Origin of the sequence: Oceanibacterium hippocampi, assembly GCF_900172325.1 — a bacterium.
Lineage (GTDB): Bacteria > Pseudomonadota > Alphaproteobacteria > Sneathiellales > Sneathiellaceae > Oceanibacterium > Oceanibacterium hippocampi.
Map to the genome: position 1 here is coordinate 802,886 of NZ_FWFR01000001.1, position 20,402 is coordinate 823,287.

Sequence of the window (20,402 nt, forward strand, 5' to 3'; positions counted from 1 at the left end):
GCTGGCGGGCAGGACCAGCCTGCCGGACAAGCCCTAATCACTCGTGAAGGAGCGGAAGCCCCTCCGCGAGTAGCGGCGAGTGTAACCAAAGGAGGGTACTGCCACAAGGCGCATTTCCCTTGCGATTCCGCCACTTTTGGCAATTTCTTCGGGTGTTGCTTTTTTCGCCCGCATGGGCGCTTGCCTTGGACGCCGCTTTTGAGTAGTGTCCCGGCCTCGGTCGCGGCAGGCGCTGACAATGCGTGCGACGCGGCCGTTCTTATACCCCTCGGGCGCCGGTAGCTCAGCTGGATAGAGCACCAGACTACGAATCTGGGGGTCGGGAGTTCGAATCTTCCCCGGCGCGCCACTTTTCCACCATATCCGTACGAACCGCGGCCTGATCCGGCCCCTGGGCTGACGCTCGGCTGCGTCCGCGCCGTCGGGAACCCGGCCGCACGAAGGCGAGTCGGGTCCAGCGGATGCCAGGCCGGGGAATGATCGCCGCCTGGTTTTCCAGCACGCGGCGCGTGGCAAGGCCGTTCGCCGCGGCAAGCCCCAGGGTCTCGGCGGTTCCCACCTCGAACATCCGCCGGCCTGGCGGCACCGTCCCGTGGCGGATCGTGAGTGTTAGCAGTCCGCCTGGCGCGAGCAACCCGGCGATGACCGGCATCGCCCGGGCCCGTTCCGCCGCATCCAGATGCATCCAGACCGCCGTCAGCATGACGATATCGAATGAGACGTCGCGCCAGGCGAGGCGGGACAGCTCGGGCAGTGCGTCGTCGAGCCACTCGATGGCCGGATCCGGATGCACCAGGCGCGCGCGCTCGCGGAACTCGCGAACCGGTTCGACCGCGACGACCCGGTGACCTCGTGCGGCCAGCGCGGCGGCATCCCGTCCGGTCCCGGCGCCGATGTCGAGTGCCCGGCCCGGCCGGTCCGGCATGAGATCGAGAAACTGCCGATGAACCTGCTCGAGCGTGAGCGCTTCATACGGGGCAACGAGGGCATCGGCTTCCGCGGCGTAGCCGGCTGTGCTCGCCGGCATCTCGCCGTCGGTCATCAAGCGGATGCGCCGAACTTGATGACGAGCGACTGGCCGGTCGGCAGGAAGAGCGGCTTCTCCGGCTTGTCGGCGAAGAAATCGTCGATCGCGCGGCGGGCGCCCGGGCAGGAAACGAGGCCGTAGTCGTCGCAGATCATCATCCCGCCGGGCGTCATGCGATCGTAGAGGAAGCGGAAGGAGGCAAGCGTCGGCTCGTAGAGATCGACATCGATATGCGCCAGCGCGAAACGTGTATCCGTCAATTCGGCAAGGCTGTCCGGTATCCAGCCCGGATGATAGACGCAGTTCCCGAACCCGGCGAGCAGATGTTCTACCTCGGCCCGGGTCACCGCGAGATCCCCGGCCCGCCAGTCGTTGGCAAGCCCGGTCTGGCGCACCTGGTCAACCGGCTGCGGTGTCGACAGGCCGGCGAAGGAATCGACCAGGTGATGCGGCCGCGACGGCTCGGCGAAGCCGGACAGGATGAAATGCGAGCCGCGGCCGTAACGCACCCCGCATTCGATGCTGTCGCCCTTGATGCCCTCGTGTCGAAGCGTTTCGGCGGCCGAGAAAAGCGTGAAACAGCGGTCGATCGGAATGCCCGGCGTGACGCCCCAGCGGTCAGTCGCCGCCTGAAAGGCACCGGGCAGCATCCAGGCGATATGGGACTTGTAGACATGCAGCTTGTGATCGCCGGCCAGTGCTTCGAGATGGCGGTGCCAGGCTTTCCGTCGCCGGTCCGGCGTCCCGAAATAGCGCTTCCAGAGATTTCTCGGCTTGAGGATCGCGCGCATCGTCGACTGGTGAAATATCCCCCGGGAATCGCCATCATATTAGAAAAGCGTCGATTTCCGGCAGATCTTTTTTCCGCCCGGCTCAGCCCCCTGCCGGAAAGCAAGACGGCGACCCGAAGGCCGCCGTCCACTGCTACTACCGTAACTCGGTACTCGGGTCGTGATACGCTGACGCCACTCTTACGCGGTCACTGCGTTACTGGTGTTACGCGGTTACGCTACGCGGTACTGAAGGCGGGCGAGGTCATGCGGTCGACGGCATAGCCCGAGTGCGACGGAAATAGCCGAGGCCGAGGAGGGCCAGGCCGAGGAGGCCGAGCGCGCCCGGCGCCGGAACCTCGTAGTTTCCGCTGTAGAGCACGCCGAACGGGTTCGCCTGCGGGCTGGCGCCGGTGCCGGTCTGGTAGGCGACGATGGTCAGCTCGTGCAGGCCGGTGCCGAGCAGGAGTTCGACGATCCTGTAGCCCTCGTTCGGCTCGCAGCCGATGGTGCCCCGGGCGCAGACATTGTCGGTGAAGTTGGCGGCGATCAGCAGCGCGCCGTCGAGATAGAGGTCGGCGGTGTCATCGGCCCAGACGGCGAAGTTCAGCAGGCCGGTGTTGGCACCGAAATCGAAGCTCTCGGTAATCGTCATGATCGACCGGCGGCCGTCCGGATTGCTCACCGAACCGGATTTCGGCGCCAGCGTCGAGCCATCGATACCTGTGTCCGCGTAGGAAACCCAGGCCGCTCCCCGGCCGTCCGGATTGGCCGGCTGCCAGAGCGGGTGCGCCTGGATCTGCTGCAACGTGCAGGCGCCGGCGCTGCCGGAACCGGGGCCGAGCGTGCAACTGCCGCCGCCGGCCTTGGAAACGATCGGCGTCGCGGCGGCAAGGCCGGCGATGGCGGTCATCATGAAGCCCGCGACTGCAACACCGGCGATCCTGATCAATGCATTCATGGTCGTTGTCCCCTGAAAAAGCCGTTCTCGTGCATCAAGGAAAGAAAATGCCGTGCCAAGAATGGGAAATATAGAATCAATCACTTAGATAATTAACAAACGATTAACACGATTCAGTGTCAGAACGACTTACAACATTCGGCTTCATTAGAGAGATTATCGCATGCGAATCTTCACAAGTGATGAACAGTGGTTAAGATCGCTTAATAATATGTGTTCCACATGCCGAACTGGCTCGTGCTTATCGCAATATTCCCGCGCGAATATTTACTTCCTATTAACGATTATGGCATTAACTGCTCCGTGAGCAGTAATAATTGAACGCCGACGCGCCGAAGCGCCGACCGGCAGGAGACACCACCCGCCATGTCCCGTCGCCCGGAAGACTGTCTGCCACCCGGTGTTCTTGCCGATTTCGCGCATGCCCTCGCCGACGAGGATCCGGCGCCGTGCGGCACGAACATGCTTCTGTCGGCGCATCTGACCGGCCTGCCGCCGCATGCGGAAGTGATCGCGGGCGGTGCCACCTTCACGGGCAAGACCAATTACACGATCACCCCCGACGAATTCGACAGTCTCGAGATCCGCCTTCCGGCCGGCGAGATCTGCCATGCGGTCCGGGTCGAACTGGTGTGGCTGGACGGCTCCGGCCGGCCCGGCAGGCGCGAAATCTCCCTGCCGCTCGAACGGCAGCCGGCGCCCGCCGTCGCGCCGGCGACGGCAAGGGCAACCGTCGCTGCCTGAGCCGTTCCGTGTTCGCGTCGGGCTAGGCCCGGTCGATGACTTGTGCCGATGCAGTTCGGGGCGGCTGTCCCCGGAACGCACGAGGCGCGCCCGGTGGCCGGACGCGCCTCGCATCTTGAACCGGCGCTGTTGCGCCGTCGTGTCAGCCGGCCTCGCCTGGCGGTCCGTCGAACCGCCGGGAGGTCCGGGGCCGGGTCAGGCGACCTCGAACAATCCCGCCGCGCCCATGCCGCCGCCGATGCACATCGTGCAGACGACATACTTGGCGCCGCGCCGCTTGCCCTCGATCAGGGCGTGGCCGACCATCCGCGATCCGGACATGCCGTAGGGATGGCCGATCGCGATCGCGCCACCGTCCACGTTCAGCCTGTCGTTCGGAATGCCGAGCTTGTCACGGCAATAGAGGACCTGGACGGCGAAGGCCTCGTTGAGCTCCCAGAGATCGATATCGTCCATCTTGAGGCCGTTGCGCTCGAGCAGGCGGGGTACAGCGAAGACCGGGCCGATGCCCATCTCGTCCGGCTCGCAGCCGGCAACGGCGAGGCCGCGGAAAAAGCCGAGCGGCTCGATATTGCGCTTCTCGGCAAGCTTCGCGTCCATCACCACGCAGGCCGAGGCGCCGTCCGAGAGCTGGCTGGCATTGCCGGCGGTGATGAAGGCGTCCTCACCCATGACCGGCTTCAGCTTGGCGAGCCCGTCAAGCGAGGTGTCGGGCCGGTTGCCCTCGTCGCGGGAGAGGGTCACTTCCTCTTCCAGGGTTTCGCCCGTCTCCTTGTTGACCAGCAGCTTGACCGTCGTCATCGGCACGATCTCGGCGTCGAGACGGCCGGCCTGCTGGGCGGCGGCGATCCGCATCTGGCTCTGCAGGCCGTACTCGTCCTGGGCCTCGCGGCTGATGCCGTAACGCTTGGCGACCACCTCGGCGGTCTGGATCATCGGGTAATAGACTTCCGGCTTGTGCTCGGCGATCCAGGCGTTCTCCGACCGGAAGCGGTTCATGTGCTCGTTCTGCACGAGGCTGATCGATTCGAGGCCGCCGCCGATCGCCACCGGCACGCCGTCGACGATGACCCGCTGGGCCGCCATCGCGATGGTCTGCATGCCGGACGAGCAGAACCGGTTGACCGTTACGCCGGACGTCGTGACCGGCAGCCCCGCGCGAATCGCGGCCTGGCGGGCGATATTGCCACCGGCGGCGCCTTCCGGGTTGGCTACGCCCATGATCACGTCCTCGATCTCGGCCGGATCGACGCCGGCCCGCTCGACGGCATGCTTGATGGCGTGGGCGCCGAGATCGGCGCCGTGGGTGTTGTTGAAGGCACCGCGATAAGCCTTGCCGATCGGGGTGCGGGCGGTCGAGACGATTGCGGCCTCAGCCATGGTCGGTGTTCCTCCGGAGATCTTGAACGCTGGTTCTGAATTCGCCACCGACTTTATGCAGGGACTTGGCCCAGGTAAAGCGGATGACGACGATTCAGGTCGCCCGGCGCCCGCTACCTGTCGGCGTCGCGCCCGCCGAACAGAGCGATTGCGGCATCCGCGGCGGCCTCGAAACTGGTGTCGCCCCGGGCGAGTCGATCGCAGAGCGCCTCGAGTGCCGGTCCGGTGCCGTCCTGGATTCGCGTCTTGAGACGCTCGGCGGCGAGCGAGGCGAGCAGCCGGCGAACCCGCCCGGCCGGATCGGGCCGCGCGACCCCGGCCTCGCGGCGGGCAAGGATCGCCTCGGCGAGCTCCGGCACGCCGCGCCCGGTCAGGGCTTCGGTTTCGAGGACCGGAACCGGTTTGCCGAAGGCGCCACCCAGCATCGCCTCCAGGCGCCGCCGGCTGGCCCGGGCAAGCGGGCTGTCGGCCTTGTTCACGACCATGATGTCGGCGATCTCGAGAATTCCGGCCTTGATCGTCTGCACGTCGTCGCCGAGGCCGGGGGCAGAGATGACGATCCGGCTGTCGGCGAGTTCGGCAACCTCGATCTCGGACTGTCCGGCGCCGACCGTCTCGACCAGGACGATATCCTTGCCGGCGGCGTCCATGACGTCGATCACCCGGCTAGCGGTACGGCACAGGCCGCCGAGGTGGCCCCGGCTCGCGAGGCTCCGGACGAAGACCTCGCGGTCGCCGGCATGACGGGTCATGCGGATCCGGTCGCCGAGCACCGCGCCGCCGGTGATCGGACTGGAAGGATCGACGGCGATGACCCCGACCGAGAGCGCGCGGTCGCGGAAGGCGTCGACCAGCGCGGCGACCAGCGTCGATTTGCCGGCCCCCGGCACGCCGGTGATGCCGACCACGTGGGCGCGGCCGAGACGGGGCGCGATGGCGGCCAGCAGTGGCGCCTGTTCGGCGCGCTCGTTCTCGACCACGGTGATCGCGCGGGCAAGCGCCAGCCGGTCGCCGGCGAGCAGGCCGGCGACCCAGTCGGGCGATGCTGCGGGGACTTGTGTAGTGATGATCCCGCTCCGCCGTTCAGAGAATGTCGAGCACGGCTTCGGGCGGACGCCCGAGCGCCGCCTTGCCGTTCGCCGTCACCACGGGGCGCTGCATGAGCTTCGGGTGAGCGGCCATCGCGGCGACCAGCGTCGCCTCGTCGAGCGACTTGTCGGCCAGGCCGAGCGCCTTGTACTCTGCCTCGCCGGTGCGCAGCAGGTCCCGGGCGGAAATCCCGAGCCGGGCAATAAGGTCGCGTAACCCGGCCTCGTCGAGCGGCGTTTCCAGGTATTCGACGATCTCGGGCTCGATCCCGCGGTCCTGGAGCAGGGCGAGCGTCTCCCGCGACTTGCTGCAGCGCGGGTTGTGATAAATCGTGACGGACATGGCTTTCTCGGATGCTTCGGGTGTGACGTTGCGATCGGCGCAAAGGAAAGCCACGCCGGGGGGCCTTGTCAAACGTCGTCTGCTGTGACTTGTTTCGCAGCCGCCGGCGGAAGCCGGAATCGCGCGCAGCCGACGCGCCCGCAACAGTGAAGACGCCATGATCCGATCCTCCGATCGCCCGTCCGGCGCCCTTGCCGGCACCGTCAATTATGCCGACTGGCTTGGCCTCTGGACCCTGTACTGGAAGGAAGTGCAGCGCTTCCTCGTCGTGCCGATGCAGACGCTGGCCGCGCCGGTCATGACGACGCTTCTGTTCTTCGCGATCTTCTCGCTCGCCATCGGTGGCGACGGACGGGGCGTTGCCGGCGTGCCGTTCGCGCATTTCATCGCGCCGGGGCTGCTGATGATGGCGCTGCTGCAGAACGCCTTCGCCAACAATGCCTCCTCGATCATGATCTCGAAGGTCCAGGGCAATATCGTCGACGTGCTGATGCCGCCGCTTTCTCCGGCCGAGCTGACCATCGGCTATGTCATGGCCGGCGTGACGCGCGGCCTCGTCGTCGCCGGCATGGTCGCGCTCGTCATGTGGCCACTCATCGGCCTCGGCTTCGTGGCGCCGCTGCTCGCCTTCTATTTCGCCTTCGCCGGTTCGCTGATGATGTCCCTGGTCGGCATTCTCACCGGCCTCTGGGCCGACAAGTTCGACCATCTGGCGACCATCACGAATTTCGTCGTCACGCCGCTGGCGCTGCTCTCGGGCACCTTCTATTCGATCGACCGCCTGCCGGAATCGGTACAGGGCATCGCGCAGTACAATCCGATCTTCTTCCTGATCGACGGCTTTCGCCACGCCACGATCGGTGTCGGCGATGCCCATCCGCTGACCGGGGCGATCGCGGTCGGGGTGATCGACGCGGCGCTCGCGGTCTTCGTCTACCTGCTCGTCCGCCGAGGCTACAATCTGCGCGCCTGAGCGCCGCTTGACAGGGGCCCGAAGCGCCCCGATAGTGTCGCGCTTTCCGGCATTTCGGGGGGCTTGAGGGAGTCTCTCCGACCCGGCAGGGAGACTCCAGTGGAATCAGCCGTATTGCCCACCTATGCCCGCGCTCCGCTCTCGTTCGAACGGGGCGAGGGCGCCTATCTTTTCGACGAGGACGGCCGCCGCTATCTCGATTTCGGCGCCGGCATCGCCGTCTGCGCGCTCGGCCACGCGCATCCTCATCTGGTCGCGGCGCTGACCGAACAGGGCAGCAAGCTGTGGCACAACTCCAACGTGTTCCAGATTCCCGGCCAGGAAAAGCTCGCCCGACGGCTGACCGAGCGCTGCGCGCTGGACGCCGCCTTCTTCACGAATTCGGGCGTCGAGGCGCTCGAATGCGCGTTCAAGATCGCGCGCCGCTACCAGTATGAGCAGGGCCGGCCGGAACGCTATCGCATCCTCACCTTCGACGGCGCCTTCCATGGCCGCACGCTCGCCGGCATCGCGGCCGGCGGCCAGGACAAGCTTCTGAAGGGCTTCGGGCCGAAGGTCGACGGCTTCGACCAGTCGCCGTTCGGCGACCTGGCGGCGGCCAAGGCGGCGATCGGGCCGGAAACCGCGGCGATCCTGGTCGAGCCAATCCAGGGCGAGGGCGGCATCCGGGTTGCCGATCCGGCCTTCCTGAAGGGCCTTCGTGCGCTCTGCGACGAGCACGACCTGCTGCTGATGTATGACGAGGTGCAGTGCGGCATGGGGCGCACGGGCAAGCTTTTCGCCCATGAATGGTCCGGCGCCGCGCCCGACGTCATGGCGCTTGCCAAGGGCATCGGCGGCGGCTTCCCGCTCGGCGCCTGTCTCGCGGTCGAGAAGGCGGCGAAGGTCATGACGCCCGGAACGCACGGGACCACCTATGGCGGCAACCCGCTGGCGATGGCGGTCGGCAACGCGGTTCTCGACGTCATGCTGGCCGACGGCTTCCTGGAGACCGTCGAGCGGCGCGCCAACCACCTTCGGCAGCAGCTGTCGGGCCTCGTCGACCGGCACCCGACGATCCTCGAGGAACTGCGCGGCCAGGGCCTGATGCTCGGCCTCAAATGCCGGGTGCCGAACGGCGACCTGGTGACGGCGCTCCGCGAGCACGGGATGCTCGCGATCCCGGGCGGCGATAATGTGGTCCGCCTGATCCCGCCGCTGATCATCAACGAGAGCCACATCGCCGAGGCGCTGGAAACGCTCGATGAGGCGTGCCGGGAGCTGGAAGGGTGAGTGGTCCGAGGCACTTTCTCGATCTCAACCGTATCGACGCGCCGTCGCTACGCGGCATCGTCGATACGGCGGCGACCGTGAAGCGCGCGCGCGCCGGCTTCTCGCAGGGCACGCGCGACGCCGGCCGGCCGCTCGACGGCAAGCTGCTGGCGATGATCTTCGAGTTTCCCTCGACCCGGACCCGTGTCTCCTTCGACGTTGCCATGCGCCAACTCGGCGGCGAGACACTGATCCTGAAAAGCGACGAGATGCAGCTCGGCCGCGGCGAAACGGTGGCCGACACGGCGCGCGTCCTCTCGCGCTACGTCGACGCGATCATGATCCGCACCGACAGCCATGCGAAGCTGACCGAACTGGCCGAGCATGCGACGGTGCCGGTGATCAACGGCCTGACCGACCGCTCCCATCCCTGCCAGCTTATCGCCGACGTGATGACCTTCGAGGAACATCGCGGCGGGATCGCCGGCAAGGTTGTCACCTGGGCCGGCGACGGCAACAACATGGTCAATTCCTGGGTCCATGCCGCCGGCCGCTTCGATTTCGAGCTTCGCCTCGCCTGCCCGCCGGAATGCGCGCCCGATCCGCGCGCGCTCGATTGGGCGAAGGAGAACGGTGCCCGCGTCGTCGTCTATGACGACCCCTTCGCGGCGGTCGCCGGCGCCGATTGCGTGGTCACCGATACCTGGGTCTCGATGGGCGAGGAGGCGGCCAACCGCCACAACGCCCTCAAGCCCTATCAGGTCAACGAGGCGCTGATGGCGGCGGCGGCCAGGGAAGCGATCTTCATGCATTGCCTGCCGGCACATCGCGGAGAGGAAGTGACCGATGCGGTCATGGACGGTCCGCGTTCGGTGGTCTTCGACGAGGCCGAGAACCGGTTGCATGCCCAGAAGGCGATCCTGCTGTACTGCCTCGACCGGTAATCCCGCACACCCTGACCCCCGACCGGGCGCCCGCTGCCCGGGTCGCGAGCGGATGAGAGCATGAGCGATCGCATCGCAACCGACGACATGATCCGGCCCTTTCAGCTCGAGAGCGGCGATGTCCGGGGCCGCCTGATCCGGCTCGGCGGTGACCTCGACAGGATGCTGACGCGGCACGACTATCCGGCACCGGTCGCCGCCCTGCTCGGCGAGGCGGTCATGCTGGCGGCCCTGCTCGCCTCCGTGGTCAAGGAAGGCGGGATCTTCTCCGTCCAGGCCCAGGGCGAGGGGCCGGTGCGCTTCCTGGTCGCGGACTATCGGGACGGCGGCGCCCTTCGCGGCTATGCCAGCTTCGACGCGGATGCGGTCGCCGAGGCGCTGGAAGCCGGGGGCGGTTCGTCGAAGGTGCCGAAGCTGTTCGGGCGCGGGCATCTGTCGTTCACGGTCGATCGGGGCGAGGAGGCGGAGCCCGGTGAGGCGCCGCGCTATCAGGGCATCGTGGAGCTTGCCGGCGACACGCTGGCCGAATGCGCGCAGCGCTATTTCCTGCAGTCCGAGCAGATCGAGACCGCCCTCAAGCTCGCCGTGGCGCCGGTGGTCGACGGCGACGGGAACACGCGATGGCGGGGTGGCGGCCTGCTTCTGCAGCGCCTGCCCGGCGAGGCCCACGATGAGGCGGAGCGCGACGAGGCTTGGCTCGAGGCGCTGGTTCTGGCAGGGACCGCGACCGCCGGCGAGCTGACCGACCCGACGCTGGACGGTGACAGTCTTCTCTACCGCCTGTTCCACGAACCCGGCATCCGCGTTTTCCCCGAGACGCCACTCCGGGAACGATGCACCTGCGGCGCCGAACGGGTGCGCATGGTGCTGGGTTCGTTCCCGCCGGCGGAGATCGTCGAGATGGAAGTGAATGGGCAGATCGAGGTGAAATGCGAATTCTGCGGCCGGCGCTACGATTTCCCGCTGTCGGAGTTCGAAGGGAATGGCGACGGGGATGGCGGTGCAGCTTGAACCGGCCGTCGGTTCTCTGTTAATGCCTGTGTGATCGGACCCTGAAACGCGCGGAATCCCTGACCATGATTCGGAAGCTCGCCCTGTCGATCCTGGCCGTTGCCGGCCTCGCACTGGCCGCCTGTTCGACGCCGCCGAAAGAACCGGTCTTCCCGGATATCACCTTCGCCCACAAGCCGCAGATCCGTCTCGCGGTCAGCGCGATCACGGTTCGCGAAAGCTATCTCCCGCCGCTCAAGGCGCCCAATGTCGAGCATGAATTCCCGGTGACGATCTCGCAGGCGGCGCGCCGCTGGATCGCCGACCGGCTGGTTGCCGTCGGCGGCCCGGGCGTGGCGACCGTCGATATCGTGCAGGCGAGCGCGGTCGAGACCGAGCTGCCGAAACAGGGCGGGGTCAAGGGCCTGGTCACCAAGCAGCAGGCACAGCAGTATGACGCCACGCTCAAGGTCGAGATCACCGTCCAGGAGCCTTCGGGCGCCGGCGGTTTCGCCGCGGCGGAAACCGTGCGCACCATCAGCGTGCCGGAGAACATCACCCTGAACGAGCGCGACAAGGCCTATTACCGGCTGACCGAGGGCGTGATGAACGATTTTGACATGGTGATGGAGGACAAGATCCGGCAGTTCCTCGGCGCCTATATCCGTTGACCGGACGTCCTCCGCCGCCGCTTCCGATCAAATCGCGAGCGGCAGGCTTTCGATGCCGCGAAAGCGGATGCGGTTGCCGAGCTTGGCCGGACCGGTCGCCCTGAGCCCCGGAAAGCGCGCCGTGATCCGCGAGATGGCAACCCGGCCCTCGATCCGGGCCAGCGTGTTGCCGGCGCAGATATGGATGCCGACACCGAACGCGAGATGACGGTTCGGCTTCCGCTCGATATCGAAGCGCTCAGGCGCGGGGAACTGTGTCCCGTCGCGGTTCGCCGCGCCGATCATCAGATGCACGACGGCGCCTGCCGGAACCGGCTGGCCGCCAAGCGTGACGTCGCGGACCGCGCGCCGGTTGTTGATCTGGATCGGCGACTGGTAGCGCAGAACCTCCTCCACGCAGCCCTGGGCACGGCCCGGATCGGCACGCAGCCGGGCTGCCTGTTCGGGGTGCCGCAGCAGTTCGTGGATGCCGTGCGCCAGCATGTTGGTCGAGGTCTCGTGGCCGGCATTGAGCAGGAAGATGCACTGGTGCAGCAGTTCGAGCTCGGTCAGCCGCTCGCCGTCCGCCTCGGCCTCGATCAGCGCCGTCAGCACCTCGCCGGAGCGGCCGTCGGTCGGATTGCGGCGCCGGAAGGCGACCAGTTCGCGCAGGTAGCGCTTGAAATCCTCGACCGCGCCGCAGCCCTCCGCGAAGGCGGCCGCGCTCAGCGTCGGTTCGAGCCCGCCCAGGATCGCCTGGGCCCAGTCGCGGATGCGCGCCCGGTCCGGGGCCGGCACGCCGAGCATGTCGCAGATCACGTCGACCGGCAGGCGCCAGGCGAAATCGGTGACCGCGTCGATCGCGCCGGCCTCCTCGAAATGGTCGAGATAGCCGTCGACCAGCGCCTCGACGCGCGGCTCCAGCACGGCGAGCGCTTTCGGCGTGAAGGCCGCCTGGAAGAGCCGGCGGATCCGCGTATGGTCCGGCGGGTCGCGGAACACGAGGCTGGTCGTGTGATGCTCGTAAAGCGGGCTGTCGCCGAACTTCGGCTTGAAGTCGAGTTTCTTGTCGGAGCTCCAGTTCGCCGGGTCGCGATAGACCGCGACGCAATCGTCGTAGCGGGTCAGCAGGTAGGAGCCGTCGCCCATGCGGTGGATCGGCGATTGCTCGCGGAGCGCGGCGAAATAGCGGTAGGGATCGGCGATGAAGTCGCCCGGCAGGGCGCGCAGGTCGAAGCCGCCGACATCCGGCGCCGGCTGCCCGGCCCGGTCGTCATCGTCGTTCGCCGCGTCCTCGCGCATTCGTTGCCTCTCCCCTTGCTCGGGCCTCCGAACGCCGTGTCACAGCTGGCCCGGGCCGTCAGTTCTCCCGCACATGTTCGGCCAGCCGCCGCATGAAACGGTCGCAGGCGGCGATCTGGTCGAGCGCGATCCATTCGTTCGGCTTGTGCGCCTCGCGGATGTTGCCCGGGCCGCAGACCACAGTCGAGGAGCCGGTGCCCTGGAAGAGCCCGCCCTCGGTGGCGTAGGACACGACCTCGGTATCGTTGCGCCCGGCGAGCCGCTTGACCAGTGCCTCGGCCGGCGAGTCCGTCTCCGGGCGCAACGGGGTCACCGTGGCGCGCGTCTCCGACACGATCTCGGCGCCCGGATGGATGGCGCGCATGCGCGGCAGCAGAACCTGCTCGGCATAGTCGTCGAAACGGCGCCGGATGGTCGGTCCGTCATCCTCCGGAATGCTCCGGCAATCCCACTGGAAGGTGCATTCGCGGGGAATGATGTTGCGTGCCGTGCCGCCCTTGATGGTGCCGACATTGATCGTCGTGTAGGGCGGTACGAAGGGGCTGTCGGCGGGCGCGCCGGCGATCAGTTCCTCCTGCGTCCGGCCCAGCCAGGCGACCAGCTCGGCCGCGTAGGCGATGGCGTTGACGCCGGTCTGCGGGGCCGAGGAGTGGGCCTCGAGCCCGCGCACCGTCGTGTTGGTCGCCATCGTCCCCTTGTGCGCGTTCACCACCTTCATCTCGGTCGGTTCGCCGACGATGACGATCTCTGGCACCGGGCCGTCATGCTCGATATGACGGATGACGCCATGGACGCCGACGCAGCCGATTTCCTCGTCATAGGAGAAGGCGAAGCGGACCGGGGTCTTGAGCGGCCGTTTCACCAGTTCCGGGACGAGCGCCAGCGAGCAGGCGATGAAGCTCTTCATGTCGGCGGTGCCGCGGCCGAACAGCCGGCCGTCGCGCTCGACCACGGTGAACGGGTCGCTGTCCCAGGGCTGGCCCTCGACCGGAACCACGTCGCTGTGGCCGGAGAGCACGATCCCGCCCTTGTCGGCCGGGCCGACGACGGCATAGAGATTGGCCTTCTGCCCGGTCTCGTCCGGGATCAGCCGGGACTCGATCCCGAAGCCGGACAGATAGTCGGCCACCCACTCGATCAGTTGAAGGTTGGACCGGAAACTGGTGGTGTCGAATCCGACGAGGGTTTCGACGAGCTGTCGCGAGGTGAGTGCGGTTGCCAAGGGAAAAACCTTCTTGAAATACGCGGAATACGCTTTCCGGCAGGGTAATGCCCGGCCGGGGCCCCGTCCAGCCGTCAGCCACACGGTATCGGGTTTCGATCGCGGGAGTGTTTGCAAAGGTGTGATCCCGATTGCTTTCCAGTCTTGCCGGGTCATATGGTTGCGCATGGATCAATCGATTGACCTAAAGTCAGCCCGGGACACGCGCGAGCGCCTGATACTGGGCGCGCTCGGGTTGTTCGCGGGGCGCGGCTTCGAGGCCACCTCGACGCGGGAACTGGCCCGCGCCGCGCACGTCAACCTGTCGGCAATCGCCTATCATTTCGGTGGAAAGGAAGGGCTCTACGCCGCCGTCGTCGAGCGCGTGATCGAAGACATGGCGCCGAACCGCGAGGGGCTGGCCCACTTCATCCGTTCGGGGCTCGACGAGGCCGCAGGCGACCCGGCCCGGCTCGCCGAACTGGCACGGCAGGTCGTGCGGCTGATCATCCGGACCATCTCGACGATGCCCGGCCATCGCATCCGGATGCAGCTCCTCTATCACGAGATCCAGCAGCCGTCGGACCATTTCGCGGCGATCCGGGAGCGTCATTTCGCGCCCCTGCAACGGACCGTCGGCGCCCTCGTCGCCGCCGCGACCGGGCTCGACCCGGCCGACGAGCGGACTCGGATCCAGGCCCATATGACCATGATGCTCTGCGTCCAGTTCGTCTTGAACACCAACCTCGTGCAGGCCAGCCTCGGCTGGAAAAGCCACGGCGAGGCGGAATTCGAGAAGCTCGCCGGGATCGCCGGCGACTGGGTCGTCCGCGCGCTCGGCCTCGAGTATGCGGCCGCGACCTGGCCGGAGGACGTCTGATGGGCCGGCTCTCGACGACCCTGAAGATCATTCTGCCGGTCGGGTTGCTGGTCGTCGCGGTTGCCGTCTTCGTGGCGCTGAAGGAAACCCGGCCGGTCGCCGAGCCTGCCCCGCGGCTGGAACGCAGCTGGCCGATCGCCGTGGCGACAGTCTCGATTGGTGACGAACAGCCGACGCAGCGCGTCTTCGGGACGGTCGTCTCCGGGCGTACCGTGTCGATGCGGTCTTTGGTCGCCGGCGAGGTCGTGGCGGTCGGCGAGAATTTCCGGAACGGCGGGATCGTTGCCAGGGGCGAGATGCTGATCGAGATCGATCCCTTCGAATACCGGATCGCCTTGCGGGAGATCCGCGCGCAGCTCGCCGAGGCGCGCGCGCGACTTGTCGAATTGCGCGCCCGCCGGGACATGGAGAAGGCGGCGCTGGCGCGCGAGCGCGAGATGCTCGGCCTCGACGAGCGCCAGCTTGCCCGCTCCGAGGAGCTGTTCAGGCGGGGCAACGTCTCCGAGCGCGCACTCGACGATTCGCGGATGGCGCTGGCGCGGATGCGCCAGGGGGTTTCCGGCCGCGAATTCTCGGTCACCGCCGAGAGCGCCCGGGTCGCCCAGCAGGAGGCGACGATCGAGCGCCTTGAGGCGGAGGAAGCGCGCGTCGCCCGCGACCTCGAGCGGACCCGGCTGGTTGCGCCCTACAACGGTTTCCTGCGCGGGATCCAGGCCGAGATGGGCCGCCGCCTCGGCGTCAACGACGCGGTTGCCGAACTGATCGATGCGGACAGCCTTGAAGTCGCGGTCCGCCTTTCGGATGCGCAATATGGCCGCGTCTACGGCTCGCCGGAGGGGCTGATCGGACGTCCTGTGCAGGTGATCTGGCAGGCCGGCCGGGTTGCGCTGACCCATGCCGCGCGGATCGAGCGGGTCGGCGCCGCGGTCGAGGCAGCCAGCGGCGGCATCGAGATCTATGCCCGGCTCGCCGACAGCAACGCGGCGAGCCCGCTCCGGCCGGGCAACTTCGTCGAGGTCCGGATGTCGGACCAGGTCTATGCGGACGTCGCCCGGCTGCCGGAAAGCGCGCTGCACGAGGGCGACAGGGTCTATGTCGTCCGTGACGGCCGGCTCGAGCCGCGCGACGTCACGGTCGTCGCGCGAATGGGCGACGACATGCTGGTCCGGGGCGCCCTCGATGACGGCGACCAGGTGGCGGTCACCCGCTTTACCGGCATCGGCCCGGGCCTCAAGGTCGAGATCCTCGCGCCATGAACCCGCTCTCCGTCGTCCGGCTGTTCGTCCATCACCGGACCGCGGCGAACCTGCTGATGATCCTGATGATCGTGGCCGGCCTGTTCGCGCTGCTCAGGCTCAACACCCAGTTCTTCCCGACCTTCTCGATCGATATCGTCTCGGTCACCGTGCCCTGGCCGGGCGCCAGCGCCGCCGATGTCGACGGCAACATCATCGCCGCCATCGAGCCGGAGGTCCGCTTCCTCGATTCGGTCCGCAAGGTGACCTCCTACGCGGCCGAGGGCCAGGGCACCGTGGTCATCGAGTTCGAACCCGGCAGCGACATGCAGGCCGCGCTCTCGGATGTCGAGCAGGCGGTCGCGCGGGTCACCACCCTGCCGGACGAGAGCGAGCGGCCGATCATCAAGCGGGTCATCGCCTATGACACGATCGCCCGGCTGGTCGTCTCCGGGCCGTTCTCCGAGAGCGCGCTCAAGAGCTTCGCCAAGGAGATCCGCGACGAGCTGCTGGACCGGGGGATCGACAAGATCGACCTGGTCGGCGCGCGTGACGAGGAAATCTGGATCGAGATCGACGAAGGCGAGCTGCGCCGCCTGGACCTGACCCTCGACGATGTCGGCCGGCGCGTCGGCTCGATCTCGCAGGACCTGCCGCTCGGCACGGTGGGCGGACCGGTCGAGAAGCAGCTCCGCAGCCTCGGCGAGGTCGAGGCGGCCGATCTGCTCGGTGCGGTCGAGATCCGTTCGGGGCCGACCGGCGAGCGGGTCCTGTTGCGCGACGTCGCCCGCATGAGCGAGGCCTTCGACAAGGACGCCCCGGTCGCCAGGCGCCTGCACGATCCGGCGATCGAGCTGCATATCCGGCGCGCCTCGGCGACCGACGCGCTGGTCGCCCAGCGAACGATGCAGGACTACATGGCCGAGAAGGCGGGGACCTGGCCGGAGACGCTGCGGGTCGAGATGTTCGACGTCATGGCCAACCTGATCCGCGATCGCATCGAGCTCCTTCTGCGCAATGGCGTCTCCGGACTGATCCTCGTCCTCGGCGTGCTGTTCGTCTTCCTGAACGGCTGGGTCGCCTTCTGGGTCGCGGCCGGCATTCCCGTGGCGATGCTGGCGACAGCGGCGGTGATGCTGGCGACCGGGCAGAGCATCAACATGGTCAGCCTGTTCGCGATGATCATGACCCTCGGCGTGATTGTCGACGACGCGATCGTGGTCGCCGAGCACGGCTCGTCGCGGCGCGCCCTCGGCCTGTCGCCCGGCGAGGCGGCCGAGGAGGGGGCGACCCGGATGCTTGCGCCGGTGGTCGCCTCGTCGCTGACCACGATCGCGACCTTCCTGCCGATCCTGCTGGTTTCCGACATCATCGGCCAGATCATCGCCGCGATCCCCTATGTCGTGGTCGCGACGCTCATCGCCAGCCTCGTCGAATGCTTCCTGATCCTGCCGGGTCACATGCGTCATGCGCTGTCCGGCCAGGGACTGCGCGACAGCCGGCTCCGGCAATGGTTCAACCGTCATTTCGATGCCTTCCGGGACGGTCCCTTCGTTCGCGCGGTCGGTTTCGTGGTGCGCTGGCGGTATGCCTCGGCGGCCGGCGCGCTCGGACTGCTGATCGTCGCCGCCGGGCTGATCGTGGGCGGGCGGGTGCCGTTCACCTTCTTCCCCTCGCCGGAGAGCGATACGGTCAATGCCAACATCCTGTTCGCCCCGGGCACGCCCAGGGAGACAACGACGGCGATGATCGAGGAGCTGGAACGCGCGCTCCACGTCGCCGAGGAGAAGCTGACGGACGGCGCCGGCGGGCTCGTGCTGATGGCCTTCGGCAAGTCGGGGATCAGCCAGGGAGACGACTTCTCCTCGGTCCGGGGCGGCAACCGGGGCGGCGTCCATGTCGAGCTTGCCCCCTCCGACCATCGCGACATCCGCACCGCCGAGTTCATCGAGGCCTGGCGGGCGGAGATCCGGCCGCTGCCGGGGCTGCAGCGGCTCGCCCTCATCGAGCGGTCGGGCGGCCCGCCGGGGCGGGAGGTCGACATCAGGCTCTCGGGCGCCTCGAGCGACGTCCTGAAACAGGCCGCCGAGGCGGTCAAGGACGCGCTGGGCCGGTATCCCGGGATCAGCGATATCGAGGACGACCTGCCCTACGGCAAGCAGGAACTGCTGCTCGAACTCACGCCGCGCGGGCTCGCCCTCGGCTTCACCACCGACAGCGTCAGCCGGCAGGTCCGGGCCGCCTTCGAGGGGACGATCGCGCGCAAGTTCGCCCGCGGCGACGAAGAGGTCACGATCCGCCTCAAGTATCCGCGCGAGCAGGCGACGCTTGCCGCGATGGACCGTCTCTACCTGAAGAGCCCGACCGGCGCCGAGGTGCCGCTGACCGAGGCGGTGCGGTTCAACGAGCGGATCGGGTTCGACCGCATCCGGCGCGAGGACGGCCACCGCGAGGTCGCGGTCACGGCCGAGGTCGACGAGGATCGCGCCGATGCCAACCAGGTGCTGGCGAGCCTCGCGGCCGACGACCTGCCGCGAATCGCCGGCGATCTGGGGATCGACTATTCCTTCGCCGGCAAGGCGGAGGAGCAGGAACGGACCTTCGGCGACATGAAGTTCGGCGCGATGATCGGGCTTGCCGCGATCTACATCATTCTTGCCTGGGTCTTCTCGTCCTACGGCCGGCCCTTCGTCGTGATGTCGATCATTCCGTTCGGCTTCGTCGGCGCCGTCGTCGGCCATATGGTGCTCGGTTACGCGGTGACAGTGCTCAGCCTGGTCGCGCTGCTCGGCCTCGCCGGCATCCTGGTCAACGATTCGATCATCCTTGTCTCGACCATCGACGAGCGTATCTCGCGGGGCGAGCGGGTTCGCGACGCCATCGTCCAGGGTACCGCCGACCGCCTCCGGGCGGTGCTGCTGACCTCGCTGACGACGATCGGCGGGCTGGCGCCACTGCTGTTCGAGACCAGCCTGCAGGCGCGCTTCCTGATCCCGATGGCGATCACCATGGTCTTCGGCCTGATGACGGCGACCCTTCTGGTGCTGTTTCTCGTGCCGGCGCTGACCCATATCGCCGAGGATATCGGCGGCCTGTTCCGTGGCGCCCGCGTCGCGCGCCGGCAACCCGACGCCGGTCGCGCCGCCTGATCAGATCTGCCAGAAGCGGCGGGTGAACAGCACCAGCACCGTGAACAGTTCCAGCCGGCCGATCAGCATCCCGCCCGACAGCAACCACTTCGCCGTATCCGGCAGCGGCTGGAAGTTGCCGGACGGACCGATGATGTCGCCGAGGCCGGGCCCGACATTGGCGATCGCCGTCGCCGCACCCGATACCGCGGTGACGAAATCGAGGCCGAGCGCGGTCAGCGCCAGGGTCAGCAGGCTGAAGGACAGCAGGAAGAGAAACAGGAAGCTCATCACCGATTCGATGGCGGTATCCGGCAGCGGCCGCCCGTTGTAATGCGGGATGACGATGCGGTTCGGTTGCCAGAGCTGAAGCATCTGCATGCGGGCGGTCTCGAAGATGACCTGGAAGCGGAAGATCTTGATGCCGCAGCTCGTCGAGCCGGCGCAACCGCCGATGAACATGATGAAGAAGAAGGCGCAGACGGCGAAGCCGCCCCACAGGCCGTAGTCTGTCGTCGCGTAGCCGGTGCCGGTCATCACCGACGTGACGTTGAAGGCCGCGTAGCGCAACGCGTCCGCCACCCCGGTTCCGTGGCGGAGTATCTGCAGCAGTGCCATCGCGGCGATGAAGAGGCCGAGGATGCCGAGAAACCAGCGGACCTGGCTGTCGCGGAGCAGGGCGACCGGCTGGCCCTGCACGGCCCGGAAATAGAGCAGGAAGGGCAGCGCGCCGAGCGCCATGAAGAGCGTGACGATCCAGTCGATGGCGGCACTGTCGAAATGGCCGATCGAGAGATCGTGGGTCGAGAAGCCGGCGGTCGAGATCGCCGTCATGCTGTGCGCGACGGCGTCGAACACCGACATGCCGGCGAGCCACAGGCTGATCGCGCAGGTGATCGTGAGCAGAAGGTAGATCGAACCGATGGCGGCCACGATCTGGGTCGTGCGCGGCATGACCTTGTCGGGCGAGTTCTCGGAACTTTCCATCCGGAAAAGCTGCATGCCGCCGACCTGCAGGATCGGCAGCACGGCGATTGCCATGACGACGACGCCGACGCCGCCCAGCCATTGCAGCAGGGCCCGCCAGATCAGCAGGCCCGGCGGCGCGCCGTCGAGCCCGGTGATGACGGTCGCCCCGGTCGTCGTCAGCCCGGACATCGCCTCGAAGAAGGCGTCCGTGTAGCTCATGTTCAGTTCGGAGAAGTTGAACGGGACGGCGGCGAAGGCCGGCAGGATGATCCAGACGACCGTGGTCAGGATGAAGGCTTCGCGTAGGCCAACCTCGGTAAGCTCGGCCCTGTTGGAGAGAAAGAGCCCGATGCCGACGAACACGGTGACGATCGCGCTGCCGGCGAAGACCTGCCAGTCGGCATGGCCGGCAAACAGGTCGACGATCGCCGGGATCATCATGAACACGCCCAGCGTCGCGACCAGCAGTCCGGCCACCATCAGAACGGGGCGATAGTCGATCACGTCGGTTGGTACTCCCACCGCCATCCTCGCGGGTGGCTGGGATCATCGGCGCTCGGACGACG

At 67.5% G+C, this 20,402-nt stretch carries 18 protein-coding genes and 1 tRNA gene; 10 read left to right on the forward strand and 9 right to left on the reverse strand.

The window, feature by feature from the left end; translation table 11 throughout:
• Positions 1-272: 272 nt before the first annotated feature.
• Positions 273-349, forward strand: a tRNA-Arg gene (locus OCH7691_RS03725).
• Here the strand turns inward: OCH7691_RS03725 and OCH7691_RS23800 are convergent.
• From OCH7691_RS23800 to OCH7691_RS03740, 3 genes are all read right to left on the reverse strand, one after another.
• Entirely contained in the window at positions 305-1,042 is a 738-nt protein-coding gene (locus tag OCH7691_RS23800; RefSeq protein WP_217807913.1) for a class I SAM-dependent methyltransferase, read from the reverse strand. The two genes, OCH7691_RS03725 and OCH7691_RS23800, sit on opposite strands and share 45 nt — an antisense overlap.
• Complete coding sequence (locus OCH7691_RS03735; protein ID WP_085882056.1) at positions 1,042-1,818, reverse strand: TylF/MycF/NovP-related O-methyltransferase; 777 nt, start codon at positions 1,816-1,818, stop codon at positions 1,042-1,044. The genes OCH7691_RS23800 and OCH7691_RS03735 overlap by 1 nt, the downstream gene beginning before the upstream one ends.
• Before the next feature lie 244 nt (positions 1,819-2,062).
• Positions 2,063-2,758: a hypothetical protein gene (locus OCH7691_RS03740; protein WP_085882057.1), complete on the reverse strand. Its 696-nt coding sequence runs from the start codon at positions 2,756-2,758 to the stop codon at positions 2,063-2,065.
• A 366-nt stretch (positions 2,759-3,124) separates the two neighbouring features.
• Here OCH7691_RS03740 and OCH7691_RS03745 point away from each other — a divergent pair, with 366 nt between their 5' ends.
• Complete coding sequence (locus OCH7691_RS03745) at positions 3,125-3,502, forward strand: hypothetical protein (RefSeq protein WP_085882058.1); 378 nt, start codon at positions 3,125-3,127, stop codon at positions 3,500-3,502.
• Positions 3,503-3,697: 195 nt separating this feature from the next.
• On the opposite strand, the gene OCH7691_RS03750 is transcribed toward OCH7691_RS03745, so the two are convergent.
• The 3 genes from OCH7691_RS03750 to arsC all read right to left on the reverse strand — a co-directional run bounded on the left by OCH7691_RS03750 (position 3,698) and on the right by arsC (position 6,313).
• Positions 3,698-4,882, reverse strand: coding sequence for an acetyl-CoA C-acyltransferase (locus tag OCH7691_RS03750; protein WP_085882059.1), 1,185 nt, complete (start codon positions 4,880-4,882; stop codon positions 3,698-3,700).
• 113 nt (positions 4,883-4,995) lie between these two features.
• The gene (meaB, locus tag OCH7691_RS03755) at positions 4,996-5,952 is read right to left on the reverse strand and encodes a methylmalonyl Co-A mutase-associated GTPase MeaB (protein ID WP_306456038.1); all 957 of its coding nucleotides are present in this window, start codon (positions 5,950-5,952) and stop codon (positions 4,996-4,998) included.
• A gap of 13 nt (positions 5,953-5,965) precedes the next feature.
• The gene (arsC, locus tag OCH7691_RS03760; protein WP_085882061.1) at positions 5,966-6,313 is read right to left on the reverse strand and encodes an arsenate reductase (glutaredoxin); all 348 of its coding nucleotides are present in this window, start codon (positions 6,311-6,313) and stop codon (positions 5,966-5,968) included.
• A 157-nt stretch (positions 6,314-6,470) separates the two neighbouring features.
• Between arsC and OCH7691_RS03765 the strand changes: the two genes are divergently transcribed.
• From OCH7691_RS03765 to OCH7691_RS03785, 5 genes are all read left to right on the forward strand, one after another.
• A complete protein-coding gene (locus tag OCH7691_RS03765) occupies positions 6,471-7,286 on the forward strand; it encodes an ABC transporter permease (protein ID WP_085882062.1) in 816 nt (271 codons plus the stop codon).
• Positions 7,287-7,385: 99 nt separating this feature from the next.
• A complete protein-coding gene (locus OCH7691_RS03770) occupies positions 7,386-8,558 on the forward strand; it encodes an aspartate aminotransferase family protein (RefSeq protein WP_085882063.1) in 1,173 nt (390 codons plus the stop codon).
• Entirely contained in the window at positions 8,555-9,481 is a 927-nt protein-coding gene (gene argF / locus OCH7691_RS03775; RefSeq protein ID WP_085882064.1) for an ornithine carbamoyltransferase, read from the forward strand. The genes OCH7691_RS03770 and argF overlap by 4 nt, the downstream gene beginning before the upstream one ends.
• Before the next feature lie 60 nt (positions 9,482-9,541).
• A complete protein-coding gene (locus OCH7691_RS03780; RefSeq protein WP_085882065.1) occupies positions 9,542-10,492 on the forward strand; it encodes an Hsp33 family molecular chaperone HslO in 951 nt (316 codons plus the stop codon).
• A gap of 65 nt (positions 10,493-10,557) precedes the next feature.
• The gene (locus tag OCH7691_RS03785; protein WP_085882066.1) at positions 10,558-11,142 is read left to right on the forward strand and encodes a hypothetical protein; all 585 of its coding nucleotides are present in this window, start codon (positions 10,558-10,560) and stop codon (positions 11,140-11,142) included.
• A 27-nt stretch (positions 11,143-11,169) separates the two neighbouring features.
• Here the strand turns inward: OCH7691_RS03785 and OCH7691_RS03790 are convergent, their stop codons facing one another.
• Both OCH7691_RS03790 and argE read right to left on the reverse strand, forming a co-directional pair.
• Entirely contained in the window at positions 11,170-12,423 is a 1,254-nt protein-coding gene (locus tag OCH7691_RS03790) for a cytochrome P450 (RefSeq protein WP_085882067.1), read from the reverse strand.
• Between the two features lie 58 nt (positions 12,424-12,481).
• Complete coding sequence (gene argE / locus OCH7691_RS03795) at positions 12,482-13,645, reverse strand: acetylornithine deacetylase (protein ID WP_217807777.1); 1,164 nt, start codon at positions 13,643-13,645, stop codon at positions 12,482-12,484.
• Between the two features lie 166 nt (positions 13,646-13,811).
• Here argE and OCH7691_RS03800 point away from each other — a divergent pair, with 166 nt between their 5' ends.
• From OCH7691_RS03800 to OCH7691_RS03810, 3 genes are read left to right on the forward strand one after another with little or no spacing between them, the layout of a single operon-like run.
• Positions 13,812-14,504, forward strand: coding sequence for a CerR family C-terminal domain-containing protein (locus OCH7691_RS03800; RefSeq protein ID WP_085882068.1), 693 nt, complete (start codon positions 13,812-13,814; stop codon positions 14,502-14,504).
• The gene (locus OCH7691_RS03805; protein WP_085882069.1) at positions 14,504-15,760 is read left to right on the forward strand and encodes an efflux RND transporter periplasmic adaptor subunit; all 1,257 of its coding nucleotides are present in this window, start codon (positions 14,504-14,506) and stop codon (positions 15,758-15,760) included. The genes OCH7691_RS03800 and OCH7691_RS03805 overlap by 1 nt, the downstream gene beginning before the upstream one ends.
• Positions 15,757-18,888 carry an efflux RND transporter permease subunit gene (locus OCH7691_RS03810; protein ID WP_085882070.1) on the forward strand — a complete coding sequence of 1,044 codons (3,132 nt, stop codon included), beginning with the start codon at positions 15,757-15,759 and terminating at the stop codon, positions 18,886-18,888. The genes OCH7691_RS03805 and OCH7691_RS03810 overlap by 4 nt, the downstream gene beginning before the upstream one ends.
• On the opposite strand, the gene OCH7691_RS03815 is transcribed toward OCH7691_RS03810, so the two are convergent.
• Positions 18,889-20,358: a TrkH family potassium uptake protein gene (locus OCH7691_RS03815; protein WP_217807778.1), complete on the reverse strand. Its 1,470-nt coding sequence runs from the start codon at positions 20,356-20,358 to the stop codon at positions 18,889-18,891. It abuts the gene before it with no gap.
• Positions 20,359-20,402 lie beyond the last annotated feature (44 nt).